The organism is Micromonospora sp. NBC_00389 (genome assembly GCF_036059255.1).
Lineage (GTDB): Bacteria > Actinomycetota > Actinomycetes > Mycobacteriales > Micromonosporaceae > Micromonospora.
This window is the reverse complement of the sequence record NZ_CP107947.1, coordinates 7,797,043-7,814,227: the sequence shown is the minus strand read 5'-3', so window position 1 is coordinate 7,814,227 and position 17,185 is coordinate 7,797,043. Positions and strand designations below refer to the sequence as shown.

The window sequence follows — 17,185 nt, the reverse complement described above, 5'->3', positions numbered from 1 at the left end:
GGATTTTGCTCGTCCGATCCAGAGGAGGAGACATGCCGCAGTTGCTAAGGGTGCAGAGCTTCATGGTGTCGCGTGACGGGTTCGGTACCGGTGAGGGGCAAAGCCTGGAGCGGCCCTTCGGCCACGCAGACCCCACCCCACTGTTCTCCTGGCGCGCCGCTACTGCCAGCTTCGTGTACCGCACCGAACCCGGCGGCACTCGCGGCCTGGACGACTACATGACCCGCGACTACGACTACAACATCGGGGCGGAGATCATGGGTCGTAACAAGTTCGGCCCCCAGCGCGGCCCCTGGGAGAACCACGATTGGCAGGGATGGTGGGGGGACAACCCACCGTTCCACACGCCGGTCTTCGTGCTCACCCATCACGAACGCCCGTCGTTCACCCTGTCTGACACCACCTTTCATTTCCTCAATGCGAGCCCGGTCGAGGCGCTGGCACGCGCGAAGGAGGCCGCCGCTGGTCGGGACGTACGCCTCGGTGGTGGGGTTGCCACGATCCGCGAGTTCATCGAGGCCGACCTGGTCGACACGATGCACATCGCTGTCGCTCGCCTCGACCTCGGTCGAGGCGAGCGGCTGTGGGAGAGCCACACTGATCTCCTCGACCGCTTCCACCTTGAGTCAGTGCCGAGCCCCAGCGGAGTCACTCACCTCCTGTTCTGGAGACGATGACCACCGCCCCCCGGCACGATCGCACGGCGATCGATGTCCGTGCTGCTGGCCCCGTAGCAGATCCGACGATGATCAGGGCTCTGTCCACACTGGCGTTACTTATCCACAGGGCGATGCCAGCACGTCCCGCCACGCCGTCCGTCGCCATAGCGTCGCGTCGTGCCGCACGACGAGGAGACAGAGGTACGCCAGCGCCTGCACCGGCTGACTGTCCCGCCGGTCGGCGTGCTGCCACCCCCGGCTGAGACGCCGTTCGCGGGCGTACCTCTGGTCGGCGCGTTGCCGCCCCGGGCTGGGCCGCTTATAGAGCCGGACGCGGGCGTGCCCCCGGGGCCGGACGGCCTCGCGGCCGGGCCGGGTTCGCGGCTGCCCGGTCCCGGGGCGTTCGACCCGGGGCGGCGCGGCGTGCGGGCGCTGGCGGTCGTCGCCGCGGTGGTCGTGCTGGGTGCCGCCGGTTGGGCCTGGCGGTCCCGGCCGCAGCAGGAGCCGGTCGCCCCGCTGGCCAGCGAGGCCGCTCCGGCCACCTCGGCGGGTGACCCCAGCGCCTCCGGCACCGGCGAGCTGGTGGTGGCGGTCGCCGGCAAGGTCCGTCGACCCGGGCTGGTGCGGTTGCCGGCCGGATCCCGCCTCGCCGACGCGGTGCAGGCGGCCGGCGGCGCGCTGCCCGGTGTCGACGTGGCGTTGCTCAATCCCGCCCGCAAGCTCACCGACGGGGAGCTGATCGTGGTGGGGGTGACGCCACCGCCGGTGCCGGGCGGTGCGGCCGGCCCGGCGGTGGGTGGGGCGGCACCCGCCGCCGAGCCGCTGAACCTCAACACCGCCACGCTGGGCAGCTCGACGCGTTGCCTGGGGTCGGGCCGGTCCTCGCCCAGCGGATCCTCACGCACAGGGATCAGCACGGCGGGTTCAAGTCCGTCGGCGACCTGCGCCAGGTCGACGGGATCGGCGACGCCCGCTACGAGCAGCTCAAGGATCTGGTGACGGTGTGAGGGGCCATTCCATCGTCAGTGCGCCGGGCGGCTTGAGCGTTGCCCAAGGTCAGACCCAACCACCGGACCTGCGGCTGGCCGGGCTCGCCGTGGCCACCTGGCTCAGCGCGCTCGCCGGCCTGCACCTCGGCGCCCGGCCGGTCCTGGTGCTGGGCGGCACAGCCGCCGGCCTGACGGCGTTGAGCGCCCTGCACCTGCTCGGCCGCCTCGGCCATCCCCGGGCCGCCGCCCGCCGGTACGGCTGGATCGCTGTCGCGGTCGGCCTCGGCGTGGTCTGCGGTGCGACGGCCACCGCCGCCCGGCTCGTCGTCCGGGACGCGCAGCCGATCCGCGTCCTGGCCGAGCAGCGCGCCCCGGTCACCGCTGACCTGGTCGTCCGGGACGATCCGCGTCCGATCCGGTCCGCCGCGCGCCCAGGCATGCTGCTGGTGCCGACCGAGCTGGTGCGACTCACCGGCCCGGACGGCCGACGGGTCGAAGCATCGGTGCGGTTGCTGATTCTGGCCACCGACCCGGCCTGGCGGGGGTTGCTGCCGGGGCAGCGCCTCACCGCCGAGGGTCGGCTCGGCGTCCCGCGCGGAGGTGACCTCACCGCTGCGGTGCTCAGCACCAGCGGCCCACCCCTGCGGCACGGTGTGCCGTCCTGGGCGCAGCGCGCCGCTGGGACGCGCACCCACAAGCCGGTCCCCGCACCGCCACTTCCGGTCCCGGCGAACACTGCCCCGGTCCGGGACTCCACCACCGCAGTCCCCGCCCCGGCGGACCAGGACCCGGCGGTCCCGGACCGACGGGCCCACGACCCGACTGTCCGGGACCGGGGTCCGGAGATCGCCGCGCTGGTCCCGGCCGCCCGGACCGCCGCCCGCACCCTGACCGCCGAGGGGACACCGCTGTCCCGCAAGGCCCTCGCCCGACAGTTGCGCGCGGACGGGCACCAACTGTCCAACGCCACCGCCTCCACGCTCGTGCGCGCTCTGCGCGCCGAGACCACCCCACCCGCGCCGGACCTGTCACACCGGGAGGCGGCGTGACAGAACCACAATCCGTCACTTCTGTCAGACCGAGCCGTTGACGTGAGACCAGCACACGCGTCTGTCAGGAAACCCGCCTCCTGACAGAACCTGACCCGACCTGGCAGAGCGAACACCGTCCCGCCCGGCGGCAGGGTGACCAGCGCACGCCTCGCCATCCATCCCGCATTCCGTTCCTCAAAGGAGTAACAAGCATGCTGAACCAGCTCAGCGACCCCCACCCGCGCCACCAGGGCCGTCACCGACCCGGGGCGCACAACCTTCCACACCATCGTTTCAGCGGAACCGGTGTTGCTGGCCGTGCCGACGTCGGTGTCGATCCCCGTTGCACCGTCCGTCTTGACACTGACCCCCGAACCGACCCCCCGATCCCGCTCACAGCCCAGGCCAGACCCCCTCTCAGGAGTCCGGCGCGGCTCCAGACACACCCTCATGTGTGGGGTGTCCCCCCAGGGGCCGCCCATGCGTAAACCGCTACCGGTGTGGGGTGTCCCCCCAAGGGCCGCCCATGCGTAAACCGCTACCGGCTCCGGACCCGCTGCTGCGTCTACAGGCCAGCATCACCGCCCGCGACGACCAGCTCCTCGGCTGGCTCTACGACCACGGCGTCCTCACCACCGACCAGATCGCCACCGCACTGTTCCCGTCCCTGGACTTCGCCCAACGCCGACTACGCCGCCTCACCGTCCTGCGCGCGACAGACCGGTTTCGACCCAACCGGGCCTACGGCGGCTCGCACCCGTACCACTAGTCCTGGACCAACTCGGCTACGGACACGTTCACGCCCAACGTGGCCTTGGTCCACCCCGCCGCGACCAGGCCCGCCGCCGCAAGCAACCCCTCACCGGCCGGCCGGACCTGCCGCACCTGCTCGGTGGCAACCAGGTCTTCATTGACCTCGCTGCCACGCCCGCACCCACCCCGACACGGCACTGCACTGGTGGCACCACGGCTCGGCGTGCCAGGATCCGGGGTTTCTCGACGCCGTCCGGCCGGCCGTCGCCCTGGTGCCGGTGGGCACCGGCAACACCTACGGGCACTCGAATCCGGGGCTGCTCGCCCGGCTGAGCAGGGGCGGTGTCCGGGTGTTGCGGACCGACACCGACGGGGACCTGGCGGCGATCCGGGCGGGCGATGGCCTGGCCGTGGTCCGCCGGTGCGTGCCGGCGGGTCAGCGCCCCTGACGGCCGGGCGCCGGTCAGCCGGTGAGGAGGTTGACCAGGATGCCTGCGGGGATCGATGCGGCGACCCCGGCCAGGAACCACCAGATCTGGGACTGCTGGCCCCTGCGGGTGGTCTCCACGATCGTCGTGATGCCCCTCAGCATCTCGTCAGGTGTCGGCGAGTGAGCCGCCACCGTGGCCCGCGTGGAAACGCTCGACGCAGGCGCCTCCGGTCGCCGGACCCGGCTGGTCGCCGAGTGGGAGTCGCGTGCCTGCGACGCACGGAATCGGGGACCTGCCTCGCTCGGCCGTGCGGCAGGTCGTTCTGGCGGTCTCCCCCATGGTGCCGGCCCGGTCTCGTGCGGATACGACGGCGGCGCGTCGGTGGTTGGTGGGAACCATGGCTCAGGCAGGTCGTCCAGCGGAGGTGGGGGCGGCGGTGCGGTGGTGCCGCGCCACGGAGCGCTCCCCACCCGGATATCTCCGTCGCCCGGCCGGGTCTCGCTCGTCCCCTGGTCGTGCTCGCCAACATGGCCGGGGCGCTGGCCGATCGGAGGGACGTCCTCCAACCTTCTCGCTTCGACGATGTTCGCGCTGCGTCCGGGTTCGACGACGTTCGCACGGCGTCCGACCCTGGTGAGGAGTACAGCCGTCGACAGCAGGAGGAGGTCGAGCGCGACCGCGACGACAGACCACGGCGTCGGAACGAAGTAGCCCGCCGTGCCGACTGCGATGGCCGCCGCGATCGAGAGCCGGGATGCGTTTCTCACCCGGGTAATCGAAGCACTTCAGTGCATCGGACGCTACGCACGACATGGCCTCGACATCAGCGCTCGCTGGTGCTGTTGCCGTTCACGTCTGCCGTCTTATGCATTAGATAATGAAATGCGATAAATGTCGGGATTTGCACTGAGTGCGGGCTGCGCCGAGTGAGCGGCGAATGACCAGGCACGATCCCACCGTGGGCCGTGCGAATATGGGCGGCGTGACCCCCGCCAGCCTCGCCCCCATTCTGCTCGTCCTCGGCGATGAGGAACTGCTCGCCACGCGCGCCGTGACCGAAGCGATCGCGAGGGTCCGCAGCGTCGACCCCGAGGTGGACGTCCGCGAGTACCAGGCGAGCGCGCTCACCGTCGGCGAGATCGCCGAGATGCTCAGCCCGTCGCTGTTCGGCGGGCGGCGGCTGCTCATCCTGCGCTCCGGCCAGGATGCCCGCAAGGACCTGGTCACCGCGCTGCTCGCGTACGCGAAGAACCCCGACCCGGAGGTTCAGCTGCTGGTGCTGCATTTGGGCGCTGCCAAGGGCAAGGCATTCGCCGACGGGCTGCGGGCGGCGGGCGCGACGGTGGTCCCGGCGGCGAAGCTCAAGGGGCACCGCGAGCGGCTGGCCTTCGTCCGCGACGAGATTCGCCGGGCCGGTGGCAAATGCACCGACGACGCCGCCGAGGCGCTGATCGCGGCGGTCGGCAACGACCTGCGCGAGCTGGCCGCCGCCTGCTCCCAACTGATCGCCGACACCGACGGGCGGATCAGCGCCGACACGGTCTCCCGCTACTACCGGGGTCGGGTCGAGGTGACCGGCTTCACGGTGGCGGACGCCACCATGGTCGGCGACGTGCCGGCGGCTCTGGAGGCGCTGCGCTGGGCCCTGCACGTCGGGGTCGACCCGGTGCCCATCGCCGACGCCCTGGCCGACGGGGTGCGCACGGTGGCCCGGGTGGCGTCGGCCGGGCGGGGCAACCCGTACCAGCTCGCCAGCAGTCTCGGCATGCCGGCCTGGAAGATCGAGCGGGCGCAGCGACAGGGGCGCGGCTGGACGCCTGAGGGCCTGGTTCGGGCCATGCAGGTCGCCGCCGAGTGCAACGCGGCCGTCAAGGGCGGCTCGGACGATCGGGCGTACGCCCTGGAGCGTGCCGTCTTCTCGGTCGCGGCGGCCCGGCAGGGCAGCGGCCGGTGACCGGGCCGAACCGTACGGCGTGGGCCACCATCCCCGCCGATGAGGAGCGTTACCGGCCGCTCTACGCCCGGCTCCTCAACCTGCGGTTCGTCAACCCCGGCGGGGTGCTCTGCTTTCTCTTCTTCGAGGGCACCATCGCGCTGGCCGCACTGCTCGCCCTCGCCGAGCTGGTCACCTGGTGGTCCGTGCTGGTGCTGCCGGCCGTGGTGGCGGTGATGGTCAAACTCAACGACATGGTGGCCGCGATCGTGGTCCGCTCCGCCGCGCTCGTGCCCGAGCAGGAACGGGACCGCTTCCGCCGCCAGATGGAGCCGGTTGTCGGCCGGGCCCGGGTGGAGTGGATCTCGCACAGCGTCACCGGCGTGGTGATCGACGCCGATCCGGCGCGGCCTGTTCGCCGTCCGGACCGGGCGGACCGACCGACGCCAGCGACCGAGGCTGGACACACGGAAGCCCCGGACCGGAGTCCGGGGCTTTCCGAATAGGTCTGACGGTGAGTCGTCAGGCGGAGAGAGCCACCACGCGCTTGGCGATCGCGGACTTGCGGTTCGCGGCCTGGTTGGAGTGGATCACGCCCTTGCTGACGGCCTTGTCCAGCTTGCGCGAGGCGTCCTGCATCAGCGCGGTGGCCTTCTCGACGTCACCGGCCTCAGCAGCCTCGTTGAACTTCCGGACGGCGGTCTTCAGCGACGACTTGACCGACTTGTTGCGCAGCCGGGCCTTCTCGTTCTGCCGGTTGCGCTTGATCTGGGACTTGATGTTCGCCACGCGACAGCCTCGTCTTGATAGCTCGGGTTGGTCAGCTTATGCGCGGGATGACGAACATGCGTCATCGCTGCGCGAAGAGCCAGGTTACCAGGTCGCCCGGGACGAGCCAAAACGGCCGGCCACCGCGCGGCCGAACGCGTCGATCACCCGGCCCATCGAGGACAAGTTTACGCCCCGGCCGGTCACCGCCAGCCCTGGCGGTGGGCGAGCCAGTCGAGTGCCTGCTCGCCACTCCACCGCTGGTGCGCGGGCAGGTGCGGCGAGGCCGTCACCGGCGCTGCCGCGGCGCCGGTGAGGTAGTAGCCGGCCAACGCGGCCAGGGTGGCGTCCAGCGCGTCCGGGGGTGCGCCCGCGGTCACCGGGTGCGCGGCGAAGAGCCGGTCCGCGTCCAGGCCGCCGGCGTACGCGGTGATCAGCAGGCCGGCCAGATCGAACCAGGCCGGCCCGTGGCAGACCCAGGTCCAGTCGCAGAACCAGGCCCGGCCGTCCGCACCGATGAGCACGTTGTCCACCCGCAGGTCGCCGTGGATCAGGCCGGTCACACCGGCGGCGTACTGGGGGAGGCGGGACTCCAGCGCCACCAGCTCGGGCAGCCGGTCCCGCAGGGGCGGCGGCAGCACCGGCGACGGCTCCCGACCGGCTGCGACCTCCTCCCACCAGAGGATGTCCGACCGGGCCAGGTCGGCCAGGTGCGGCAGGCCGAGCGCGGTCAGCTCGACCGGCGGGTCGGCCAGCGCGGCGGCGACCTCGGCGTACCCGGCGAGCGTGGCGTCCAGCTCGGCCGGTACCCAGGGCAGCTGCGGCGTGTGGCCGTCGACGGCGTCGGTGCACAGCACGAACCAGCCGGCCTCGGACAGCGTCCACCGGGGGCGGGGCGCCGGCAGGCCGGCCGTCAGCCGGTCGAGGATCGCGGCCTCCCGGGCGTACCAGTCGACCAGGTGCGGTTGCTCGGCGGCGGGTGCGGCCTTGACGAAGGCCCGGCCGCCGTCGGCGGTGCCGAGCACGGCGGCGAAGCCCCGGGTGAAGCCCGCGCCGGCGACCCTGGCGGTGACCACCGGCGCGCCGAGCCGGTCGGCGATCGCGTCCCGCAGCGCCGCCGGCAACGACGGCCACGACGGGCGCAGCGCACTCGCGTGGTACGGGACCGGAGGCAACGGCGTGGGGGACGACACCCCACCATGCTGCCCCGGGGTACGTGCGCGGCGTGCGGCGACACTGCGAGACTGCCAAGCCATGAGGACCGAGGACTTCTGGCAGCTGATCGACCAGGCCCGTGCCGGCGGTGGGGGAGAACCGGGTCCGGTCGCCGCGCGGGCTGTCGCGCTGCTCGCCGAGCGTGACCCGGAGGACATCGTCGGATACGCCCGGCACCAGACGCGGGTGCTGGCCGCCTCGCACAAGGCGGATCTCTGGGGAGCGGCGTACCTGATCAACGGGGGTGCCTCGGCGGACGGCTTCGAGCACTTCCGGGGCTGGCTGATGACCCAGGGCCGGGCGGTCTTCGCGCGCGCGGTCACCGACCCGGACTCGCTGGCCGAGCTGCCCCAGGTGCGGGCCGCCTCGCTCAGCGGCGAGGAGTTCTCCGCCGAGCACATGTTGGCGGTGCCCTGGGACGCGTACCGCAAGGCCACCGCGGCGGAACTGCCGGCGGACCGGGAGCCGGTGCGCGCGCCGGATCTCAACGACTTCTGGGATTTCGACGACGAGGAGGAGGCCCGCCGCCGGCTGCCCCGGCTGGCCGCGCTCTTCGTTGAGCCGCCGATGGAGTGAGGTGTTGGGCGGTTCGGCGCCCAGTGCCGGGGTCGCGGGGTAGGGAGGATCGCCCGCGCAGCGGACGCACCCCGGCGGCGTGGGAGCATAGAGGGGGTCGGCGGTGCGCCGGCCTGCTCACGTCAGCCGACCAGAACGGACCGCTGTGCCACCGAAGCTCGATCCCGGCGCGAACGCTCCTGGTGCCACCGACCCCGGTCGCATCCGGAACTTCGGCATCATCGCCCACATCGATCACGGGAAGTCGACCCTGGCCGACCGGATGTTGCAGCTCACCGGCGTGGTCGACCCCCGGCAGATGCGCGCCCAGTACCTGGACCGGATGGACATCGAGCGCGAGCGCGGCATCACCATCAAGAGTCAGGCCGTCCGGATGCCGTGGACCATCCGCGAGGGCGAGCGGACCGGCGAGCACGCGGTGCTCAACATGATCGACACCCCGGGGCACGTCGACTTCACCTACGAGGTGTCGCGGTCGTTGGCCGCCTGCGAGGGTGCCGTGCTGCTGGTCGACGCCGCGCAGGGCATCGAGGCGCAGACCCTGGCCAACCTCTACCTGGCCCTTGAGAACGACCTGCGCATCATCCCGGTGCTCAACAAGATCGACCTGCCGGCCGCCCAGCCGGAGAAGTACGCCGAGGAGTTGGCGCACCTGATCGGCGGCGACCCTGCCGACTGCATCCGGGTCTCCGGCAAGACCGGCGAGGGGGTTCCGTACCTGCTCGACGAGATTGTCCGGCAGTTCATCCCGCCGGTCGGTGACGCCGAGGCGCCCGCCCGGGCGATGATCTTCGACTCGGTGTACGACGTCTACCGCGGCGTGGTCACCTATGTGCGGGTCATCGACGGCCGGATCAGCGCCCGGGACCGGATTAAGATGATGTCCACCGGGGCGGTGCACGAGCTGCTGGAGATCGGCGTCATCTCGCCGGAGATGGTGAAGGCCGAGGCGCTCGGTGTCGGCGAGGTCGGTTACCTGATCACCGGCGTGAAGGACGTCCGGCAGTCCCGGGTCGGTGACACGGTCACCATCAACAGCCGGCCGGCGTCCGAGGCGCTGGGTGGCTACAAGGACCCGAAGCCGATGGTCTACTCCGGCCTCTATCCGATCGACGGGTCCGACTACCCCAACCTGCGTGAGGCGCTGGACAAGCTCAAGCTCAACGACGCCGCGCTGGACTACGAGCCGGAGACCTCCGGGGCGCTCGGCTTCGGCTTCCGCTGCGGCTTCCTCGGCCTGCTCCACCTGGAGATCATCCGGGAGCGGCTGGAGCGCGAGTACAACCTCGACCTGATCTCCACCGCGCCGAACGTGGTCTACCGGGCGATCACGGACGACGGCGAGGAAATCGTCGTCACCAACCCCAGCGAGTACCCGACCGGCAAGATCGCCGAGGTGTACGAGCCGGTGGTCCGGGCCACCGTGCTGACGCCTAACGACTACGTGGGCGCGGTGATGGAGCTGTGCCAGGGCCGGCGCGGCAGCCTGCTCGGCATGGACTACCTCTCCGCCGACCGGGTCGAGCTGCGCTACACGCTGCCCCTCGCGGAGATCATCTACGACTTCTTCGACCAGTTGAAGAGCCGGACCAAGGGCTACGCCTCGCTGGACTACGAGCCCTCCACCGAGCAGGCATCGGACCTGGTGAAGGTGGACATCCTGCTGCACGGCGAGCCGGTGGACGCGTTCAGCGCCATCGTGCACAAGGACAAGGCGTACAACTACGGCGTCACCATCGCCGCCAAGCTGCGCACCCTGATCCCGCGCCAGCAGTTCGAGGTGCCGATCCAGGCGGCCATCGGCAGCCGGGTCATCGCCCGGGAGACCATCCGGGCGATCCGCAAGGACGTGCTCGCCAAGTGCTACGGCGGTGACATCAGCCGTAAGCGCAAGCTGCTGGAGAAGCAGAAGGAAGGCAAGAAGCGGATGAAGATGGTGGGCCGGGTCGAGGTGCCGCAGGAGGCATTCATCGCCGCCCTCTCCTCCGACTCCGGCGACGGCAAGGCCGCCGGCAAGAAGTGACCCGACGCCGGTCCGCCGGCGCTGACTCACGAGAACCGCCGGTACGCCGGCGCTGACTGACGAGAACGGCCGGTGCCCCGGCTGGGCCGGTCGCCACGATCAGGCGTACGGCCGGGGGCACCGGCCGTCGCCGTGTCCGGATCCCGGTGGCCCGCCGCCCGCCGCGGGCAGAGCGCCAGCACGGCCTGGCGGCTGGCGGCTGGTGAAGAAAATTTTCTCCGCCTCGCCGTGCGGTGGGCGATCCGACGAGATGGCCTTCTACCTGGTTGGACGCGCTCCCGTGCCAATCGACGCACCCGACCAGCATTGACGTGTGCCGCTCTCCGTTGAGAGTGAGTCGGTTTGGATTTCCGGTGGGTCGGGAACTTAGCGGTCACGACAGGAAGCACACATTGTGTGTCAGACATTCTTTGAAGGAGGGCGATCGTGGAGCTCACCGTGTGGGGCATCATCACTGCGCTTGTTGTTGGTCTCATCATCGGGGCCCTGGGCCGCCTGGTCGTCCCGGGCCGGCAGAACATGCCCATGTGGCTGCACATGCTGATCGGCGTCGGCGCGGCCCTGCTGGGCACGGTGCTGGCGCGGGCCATCGGCATCGCGACGGAGACCAGCGGGATCGACTGGGGCGAGCTGCTGGTGCAGGTCGTCGTGGCGGCCATCGCGGTCGCGCTGGTGGCAGGTGTGGGTAGCCGCCGCAGCGTCACCCGATAACACCCCCCAACATCACCTCGTACCACCGCAACACTTCCGATGGGCGCCCGGCCGACTGGTCGGGCGCCCATCGGCGTTCACCTGGCCGCCCGGGGTGACCGCGCCGCGCGATGGCCTCAAGATCCGCGCACTTTCGCCGAAAGTGCTGTCTCAACCCGTTGGGAGGCAGCACTTTCGGCGATGTTGCGCGGATCTTGCTGCATCTCCCGAGAGGCCGGTTGCCTCGGGAGAGCGGTCGCCGGTGGAACACGTCCGTGTATGCCTGATCGTGATCCTCTGGTGGGCAAAGTCGGTTTGGAATTTCGGTGGATCGGGCACTTAGCGGTCACGACAGGAAGCGCACGTTGTGCGTCAGACATTCTTTGAAGGAGGGCGACCGTGGAGCTCACCGTGTGGGGCATCATCACTGCCATCGTTGTTGGTCTCATCGTCGGCGCGCTGGGCCGCCTGGTCGTCCCGGGCCGGCAGAACATGCCGATCTGGCTGCACCTGCTGATCGGCGTCGGCGCGGCCCTGCTGGGCACGGTGCTGGCGCGGGCCATCGGCATCGCGACCGAGACCAGCGGGATCGACTGGGCCGAGCTGCTGGTGCAGGTCGTGGTGGCCGCGATTGCGGTCGCGCTGGTGGCTGGCGTGGGTCGCCGCCGCAGCGTCACCCGATAACGACCTGGCATCACCTACGACCACCGCACTACTGAAAGAAGCGCCCGGCCATCGGCCGGGCGCTTCTTCGTGCTGAAGTGCCCGACTTCGGCCTGATGCCACGGTCCCTTTCGCCGATCCGCTGCGGTACGGTCGCCTCGCTCCGTCGATGCGCCCACTGTCGTAAAGGAATTCTTCGTACTAGGGTGCGGCGTGGAAGGTTAGTTCCAGGCGGCGCGAGGGGAGAAGTGGCGTGAACAGGTGGAAGCGGCTGGCCCCGGTCACTGCCGTAGTGGCCTCGGCCGCGATGGTGCTGACGGGCTGCGGCGGGGGCTCCGATGACGACGCGGCCGACAACAGCAAGCTCACGGTCTGGATGATGGGCGAAGGCGGCGACGCGCAGAACGCCTTCCTCGACGGAGTCGAGACCGAGTTCCGGCAGAAGCACCCCGACACCGACGTGGTGGTGCAGTACCTCCCGTGGCTCGAGGCGCCCAAGAAGTTCCAGGCCGCGCTCGCCGGCGGTGAGGGACCGGACATCACCGAGCTGGGCAACACCGAGACCCAGGGCTGGGCTGCCCAGGAGGCGCTCGCCGACGTGAGCGGGCGGATGGGTGGCTGGACCGACGGCAAGGACCTGCTGCCCGACCTCGTCCGCAACGCGCAGCTCGACGGCAAGCAGTACGGCGTGCCCTGGTACGCCGGCGTGCGGGCCATCTACTACCGCACCGACTGGTTCGCCGAGGCGGGCGTGCAGCCGCCGAAGACCTGGGACGAGCTGGTCAGCGCGGCCAAGGCCGTGCAGGCCAAGAAGCCGGGCACCTACGGCATCGCGTTGCCGGGCAACTCCGAGCTGCCGTTCTACTCCTTCCTCTGGGGGGCCGGCGGTGAGATCGCCAGCAACCAGGGCGGCACCTGGAAGTCCGGCTACACCACCCCCGAGGCGCAGCGGGCGGTCAAGTTCTGGACCGACCTGGTGACCGTGCACAAGGTGGCTCCGCCGGCGGCGGCAGGCTGGAACGAGATCGACGCCCGCACCCAGTTCGCCACCGGCAAGGCCGCGATGGCCTTCGCCGGCAGCTGGCAGCAGGGTGCCATCAAGAAGGACAACCCCGAGATCGAGAAGGTCTGGGGTACGTTCCCGATCCCCGGTCCCGACGGCAAGGCGGCACCCGCTTTCGCCGGTGGCTCGGACCTGGCGATCTGGAAGGACAGCGAGCGCCAGGACCTGGCCTGGGACTACCTGACCGTGCTGCTGAACAAGAAGAACTCGCAGAGCTTCGCGAGCAGCCTCGGCTTCTTCCCGGTCTACCAGGACCTGGTCGCCGGTGACACGTACGCCAACGACAAGATCATGGCGGCGTTCGCCACCACCATGCAGAACACCAAGCTCACGCCGCTCACCCCGAAGTGGGTGGAGGTCAGCCGGACGAAGACGGTGACCCAGGCGATGAACAGCTCGGTCATGAAGGGTCAGAAGACGGTCGAGAAGGCTACCGCCGATGCGGCCGGTGAGATGGAAAGCATCCTCAACGCCAAGTGACCACGCTGACCGAGGCGCCGGAGGCCGCTGCCGCGCGGGAGACCCCCGCGCGGCGGCGCCGCCCGGTGGACCGCCTGCCCTACCTGCTGCTCCTGCCCGCGCTGGTGATCATCGGTGTGCTGCTGCTCTGGCCGCTCGGCCAGGTGGTGACGATGTCCTTCTACCGGCTGAACAGCGTCCGGCAACTGCGCGGCGACCGGGAGTGGCCATGGGTGGGGCTGGGCAACTACACCGAGATCCTCTCGGATCCGTTCTTCCTGACCGTGCTGCGCAACACGGTCCTGTTCGCCGCGGCCAACGTGCTGCTCACGATGGTTCTCGGCACCCTGGTCGGGCTGCTGCTCAACCGGCTCGGCCGCAAGATGGCCACCTTCGTGGCCAGCTGCGTGATGCTCGCCTGGGCCACCCCGGCGCTGACCGGCACGATCGTCTGGAAGTGGATCTTCGACGACACGAGCGGCCTGGTCACCTGGCTGTTCAACGCGCTGCCGGACGGCCTCTCCAACGGCCTGTTCGGCCGCAGTGACTGGACCGGCTACGGCTGGTTCAACTCGCCACTGCTCTTTTTCGCCATCCTCACCCTGGTGGTGGTCTGGCACTCGTTCCCGTTCATCGCGGTGAGCGTGCTCGCCGGCCTGAAGAGCGTGCCGAGCGAGCTGCACGAGGCGGCCCGGGTGGATGGCGCCAGCCCTTGGCGGGTGTTCTGGAAGATCACCTTCCCGCTGCTGCGCCCGGTCTTCGGGATCCTGATCGTGCTCTCCACCATCTGGGACTTCAAGGTCTTCACCCAACAGTTCGTGCTGGCTGGCGGCACCCAGGACCGGCCGACGTTCATGCTCTCCATCTACTCCTACGCGGAGGCGTTCTCGCCGCCGCCGAAGTACGGCCTCGGTGCGGCCATCGCGGTGATCCTCACGCTGATCCTGCTCGTGGTCACCGGCTTCTACGTGCGGATGGTGCTCAAGCAGGAGGACGAGTAGTGAAGAAGGTCGCCCTCAACGCCGCCGGGCTGCTGGTCGCGCTCTTCGCGGCCTTCCCCGTCTACTGGATGATCTCCACCTCGCTGAAGCCGAGCAGCGAGATCTTCTCGGCCACTCCGCAGCCGGTGCCGACCCACCCGACGCTGACGCACTACCGGGAGATCCTGACCGGCAACCTCATCCCCGGCGTGAGCTTCTTCGACTTCTTCCTCAACAGCGCGCTGGTGGCGGTCTCGACGGTGGTGCTCAGTGGCCTGGTCGCGCTGCTCGCCGCGACGGCGGTCGCCCGGTTCAGGTTCAAGCTGCGGACCAGCTTCCTGATCATGCTGCTGGTGGTGCAGATGATCCCGCTGGAGGCGTTGGTCATCCCGCTGTTCCTGATGATCCAGCGGCTCGGGCTCTACAACACCCTGCCCAGCCTGATCCTCACGTACCTCGGCTTCTCGCTGCCGTTCGCGGTCTGGATGCTGCGGGGCTTCGTCGCGGCCGTGCCCAAGGAACTGGAGGAGGCGGCGGCCATCGACGGGGCCACCCGGGCCCAGACCTTCCGCCGGATCCTCTTCCCGCTGGTGGCGCCCGGCCTGGTGGCCACCAGCATCTTCTCCTTCATCACCGCGTGGAACGAGCTGATCTTCGCGCTGACGTTCATCAACGACCAGGGTCGCTACACCCTGCCGGTGGCGATGACCTTCTTCTTCGGCCGGGACGACACCAACTGGGGGCCGGTGATGGCCGCCTCCACCCTGTTCACCCTGCCGGTCATCATCTTCTTCCTGCTGGTGCAACGACGGATGGTCTCCGGCCTGGTCGCCGGCGCCGTCAAGGGCTGACCAGGGCAGGCAGCGTCGGGGCTGACCGGACCGCGTGCGGCCCAGGCCGGCCCGGGCCGCCACGCCGCGTCGAGTGCGGGTATCGGCGGGCGCGTCGGGCGCAGCGCCGCCACTAGGCTGACCGTCATGACGGGCAGGGTGGCAGCGGTGAACCTCGGCGTGGTGACCGAGGCGGAGTGGGCCGGCGACGCGAGCGGTCGCAGCGGCATCGACAAGCGACCGGTCGACGGGCCGGTGCCGCTGCTCGCCGGTGGCCTGGTCGGCGACTTCATCGCCGAGCGCGCCCACCACGGCGGGCCGGACAAGGCCGTCTACGCGTACGCCGAGGAGGACGCCGCGTGGTGGTCCGCGGAGATCGGCCGCGCCGTCCGGCCCGGCGGTTTCGGCGAGAACCTCACCACCTACGCGGTCGACGTGACCGGGGCGGTGATCGGCGAGCAGTGGGCGATCGGCACGGCGGTGCTCCAGGTGACCATGCCGCGTACCCCCTGCACCACGTTCGCCGGCTTCTGGGGGATGCCCGACCTGATCCGGCGGTTCACCGTGCGTGCCACCCCGGGGGCGTACCTGCGGGTGCTGCGCGAGGGCGAGGTGGGTGCCGGTGACCCGGTCGAGGTCGTGGAGCGGCCGGCGCACGGGGTGACCATCGGCGAGGTGTTCCGGGCGACCAGCCTGGAGCCGGAGTTGCTGCCCCGGCTGCTCGACGCGGAGGACCTGCCGGTGGCGATCAGGAAGAAGGCCCGCCGCCGCCTCGCCAGCCGCGCCTGACCGACCACCGACCGCGCCTGAGGGCCGGCCGTGCCTGAAACTTGGCTGCCCTCGGGGCGGTTCACCCTTGCTCCGTCCGACCGCACACGCCCCGAAGCGGCGCTCGTCAGGACGTCGCGGCCGACTGCCCGCTGCGGGTGCCCTGCCTCGTGTCGTGCCCGGGGCGGGGGGTCAGCACCTGAGGGCCGGCCTTGGTGATCGCGACGGTGTGCTCGGAGTGGGCCGTGCGCGAGCCGTCCGCGGACCGGATCGTCCACCCGTCCTTGTCATATTTGATCTTGTCGGTGCTGTGGCAGAACCACGGCTCGATCGCGATCGTCAGGCCGGGCTTGAGCTTCATGCCCCGGCCGGAGCGGCCGTCGTTGGCCACGTGTGGGGCCTCGTGCATGGTGCGGCCGATGCCGTGCCCGCCGAATTCGGCGTTGACCTGGTAGCCGTAGCGGCGGGCGACCCCGCCGATGGCGGCGGAGATGTCGCCGAGCTGATTGCCCAGCCGCGCGGCGTCGATCCCGGCCTCCAGCGCGGCCTCGGTGGCCTCGATCAGCTTCAGGTCATCCGGGGAGGGGGTGCCGATGACGGCGGACAGTGCGGAGTCGGCGACCCAGCCGTCGATCCCGACCGCCATGTCGATGCTCAGCAGGTCACCGTCGCGCAGGGCGTAGTTGTGCGGCAGGCCGTGCAGCACGGCGTCGTTGACCGAGAGGCACAGGACGTTGCGGAACGGGCCGCGACCGAACGACGGTGTGTAGTCCCAGTAGCAGGACTCGGCGCCACGCTCCTTGATCCGGCGACGGGCGTGGTGCTCGAGGTCCATCAGGTTGACCCCGACGGCGGCGACCTCCCGCAGCTCCGCCAGCAGCTCGCCGACGAACTGGCCGGTCACGGCCATCCGTTCGATCTCCTCAGGGGACTTAAGCTCGATCACGATCAACCCTCCCTCTTCGTAGCGGTATATTTATACCACGCTGGTCGGCGCGCCGGCCGGTGGGCGTTGCCGGTCCGAGAAGGCGGATCTATCCTGCTGACATGGTTCGCCCACCGCTCACACCTGAACAGATCGCAGCGGGGCAACGTCTCGGGGCGGCGCTTCGGGTCGCCCGAGGTGGCCGCAGCCCCGTCGAGGTGGCCGTGGCGGCCGGCATCTCACCGGAGACGCTGCGCAAGATCGAGGTGGGCCGGCTCCCGGCACCCGCGTTCGGCACGGTGGTCTGCCTCAGCGAGGTTCTCGGCGTCGCGCTCAGCGACCTGGCCGAGGTGTGGCTGGCCGACCTGCGCCTCCGCGAAGCGTCCTAACCGCGGGCCGGCCGCGCCTGAGGGCCGGCTGTGCCGAAAG

General features: G+C 70.5%; 16 protein-coding genes and 4 pseudogenes. 16 read left to right on the top strand and 4 right to left on the bottom strand.

What is annotated here, in order from left to right; genetic code table 11:
• The first annotated feature begins 32 nt into the window (after nt 1–32).
• The 5 genes and pseudogenes from OG470_RS36855 to OG470_RS36835 form a co-directional block, all read left to right on the top strand.
• Nucleotides 33–677, top strand: coding sequence for a dihydrofolate reductase family protein (locus OG470_RS36855; protein WP_328419381.1), 645 nt, complete (start codon nt 33–35; stop codon nt 675–677).
• Between the two features lie 159 nt (nt 678–836).
• Nucleotides 837–1,666: pseudogene (locus OG470_RS36850) on the top strand (helix-hairpin-helix domain-containing protein).
• Nucleotides 1,663–2,370 (top strand): annotated as a pseudogene (locus tag OG470_RS36845) (ComEC/Rec2 family competence protein); the annotation flags it as partial. The pseudogenes OG470_RS36850 and OG470_RS36845, both read left to right, overlap by 4 nt.
• Nucleotides 2,371–3,205: 835 nt before the next feature.
• Nucleotides 3,206–3,591, top strand: a pseudogene (locus OG470_RS36840) (replication-relaxation family protein); the annotation flags it as partial.
• A gap of 50 nt (nt 3,592–3,641) precedes the next feature.
• Nucleotides 3,642–3,881 (top strand): annotated as a pseudogene (locus tag OG470_RS36835) (hypothetical protein); the annotation flags it as partial.
• Nucleotides 3,882–3,895: 14 nt separating this feature from the next.
• On the opposite strand, the gene OG470_RS36830 reads toward OG470_RS36835, so the two are convergent.
• Entirely contained in the window at nt 3,896–4,024 is a 129-nt protein-coding gene (locus tag OG470_RS36830; RefSeq protein ID WP_328419377.1) for a hypothetical protein, read from the bottom strand.
• An 812-nt stretch (nt 4,025–4,836) separates the two neighbouring features.
• Between OG470_RS36830 and holA the strand changes: the two genes are divergently transcribed.
• Together holA and OG470_RS36820 are read left to right on the top strand one after the other, a co-directional pair.
• Nucleotides 4,837–5,817: a DNA polymerase III subunit delta gene (gene holA / locus OG470_RS36825; RefSeq protein ID WP_328426843.1), complete on the top strand. Its 981-nt coding sequence runs from the start codon at nt 4,837–4,839 to the stop codon at nt 5,815–5,817.
• Nucleotides 5,814–6,302: a hypothetical protein gene (locus OG470_RS36820; protein ID WP_328419375.1), complete on the top strand. Its 489-nt coding sequence runs from the start codon at nt 5,814–5,816 to the stop codon at nt 6,300–6,302. The genes holA and OG470_RS36820 overlap by 4 nt, the downstream gene beginning before the upstream one ends.
• Before the next feature lie 16 nt (nt 6,303–6,318).
• Here the strand turns inward: OG470_RS36820 and rpsT are convergent, their stop codons facing one another.
• Nucleotides 6,319–6,585, bottom strand: coding sequence for a 30S ribosomal protein S20 (gene rpsT / locus OG470_RS36815; protein ID WP_109818418.1), 267 nt, complete (start codon nt 6,583–6,585; stop codon nt 6,319–6,321).
• A gap of 182 nt (nt 6,586–6,767) precedes the next feature.
• Entirely contained in the window at nt 6,768–7,757 is a 990-nt protein-coding gene (locus OG470_RS36810; protein WP_328419372.1) for an aminoglycoside phosphotransferase family protein, read from the bottom strand.
• A 61-nt stretch (nt 7,758–7,818) separates the two neighbouring features.
• Here OG470_RS36810 and OG470_RS36805 point away from each other — a divergent pair, with 61 nt between their 5' ends.
• From OG470_RS36805 to OG470_RS36770, 8 genes are all read left to right on the top strand, one after another.
• Nucleotides 7,819–8,355 (top strand): DUF4240 domain-containing protein, encoded by a 537-nt coding sequence (locus OG470_RS36805; protein ID WP_328419370.1) that lies wholly within the window; start codon nt 7,819–7,821, stop codon nt 8,353–8,355.
• Nucleotides 8,356–8,500: 145 nt separating this feature from the next.
• On the top strand, nt 8,501–10,378 hold the full coding sequence (lepA, locus tag OG470_RS36800; protein ID WP_328419368.1) for a translation elongation factor 4: 1,878 nt from the start codon (nt 8,501–8,503) through the stop codon (nt 10,376–10,378).
• A 426-nt stretch (nt 10,379–10,804) separates the two neighbouring features.
• The gene (locus OG470_RS36795) at nt 10,805–11,089 is read left to right on the top strand and encodes a GlsB/YeaQ/YmgE family stress response membrane protein (RefSeq protein WP_328419366.1); all 285 of its coding nucleotides are present in this window, start codon (nt 10,805–10,807) and stop codon (nt 11,087–11,089) included.
• A gap of 378 nt (nt 11,090–11,467) precedes the next feature.
• Nucleotides 11,468–11,752, top strand: coding sequence for a GlsB/YeaQ/YmgE family stress response membrane protein (locus OG470_RS36790; protein ID WP_091410004.1), 285 nt, complete (start codon nt 11,468–11,470; stop codon nt 11,750–11,752).
• Nucleotides 11,753–11,984: 232 nt separating this feature from the next.
• Nucleotides 11,985–13,274 carry a sugar ABC transporter substrate-binding protein gene (locus OG470_RS36785; protein WP_328419364.1) on the top strand — a complete coding sequence of 430 codons (1,290 nt, stop codon included), beginning with the start codon at nt 11,985–11,987 and terminating at the stop codon, nt 13,272–13,274.
• The gene (locus OG470_RS36780) at nt 13,271–14,254 is read left to right on the top strand and encodes a carbohydrate ABC transporter permease (protein ID WP_328419362.1); all 984 of its coding nucleotides are present in this window, start codon (nt 13,271–13,273) and stop codon (nt 14,252–14,254) included. The genes OG470_RS36785 and OG470_RS36780 overlap by 4 nt, the downstream gene beginning before the upstream one ends.
• Nucleotides 14,254–15,084, top strand: a complete 831-nt coding sequence (locus OG470_RS36775) for a carbohydrate ABC transporter permease (protein ID WP_328419360.1) — start codon at nt 14,254–14,256, stop codon at nt 15,082–15,084. The genes OG470_RS36780 and OG470_RS36775 overlap by 1 nt, the downstream gene beginning before the upstream one ends.
• Nucleotides 15,085–15,210: 126 nt before the next feature.
• The gene (locus tag OG470_RS36770; protein WP_328419358.1) at nt 15,211–15,852 is read left to right on the top strand and encodes an MOSC domain-containing protein; all 642 of its coding nucleotides are present in this window, start codon (nt 15,211–15,213) and stop codon (nt 15,850–15,852) included.
• Nucleotides 15,853–15,958: 106 nt separating this feature from the next.
• Here OG470_RS36770 and map read toward each other — a convergent pair whose 3' ends face one another.
• Entirely contained in the window at nt 15,959–16,777 is an 819-nt protein-coding gene (map, locus tag OG470_RS36765) for a type I methionyl aminopeptidase (RefSeq protein ID WP_328419356.1), read from the bottom strand.
• Nucleotides 16,778–16,878: 101 nt separating this feature from the next.
• Between map and OG470_RS36760 the strand changes: the two genes are divergently transcribed.
• Nucleotides 16,879–17,145 carry a helix-turn-helix domain-containing protein gene (locus OG470_RS36760; protein WP_328419354.1) on the top strand — a complete coding sequence of 89 codons (267 nt, stop codon included), beginning with the start codon at nt 16,879–16,881 and terminating at the stop codon, nt 17,143–17,145.
• The last annotated feature ends 40 nt before the right edge of the window (nt 17,146–17,185 follow it).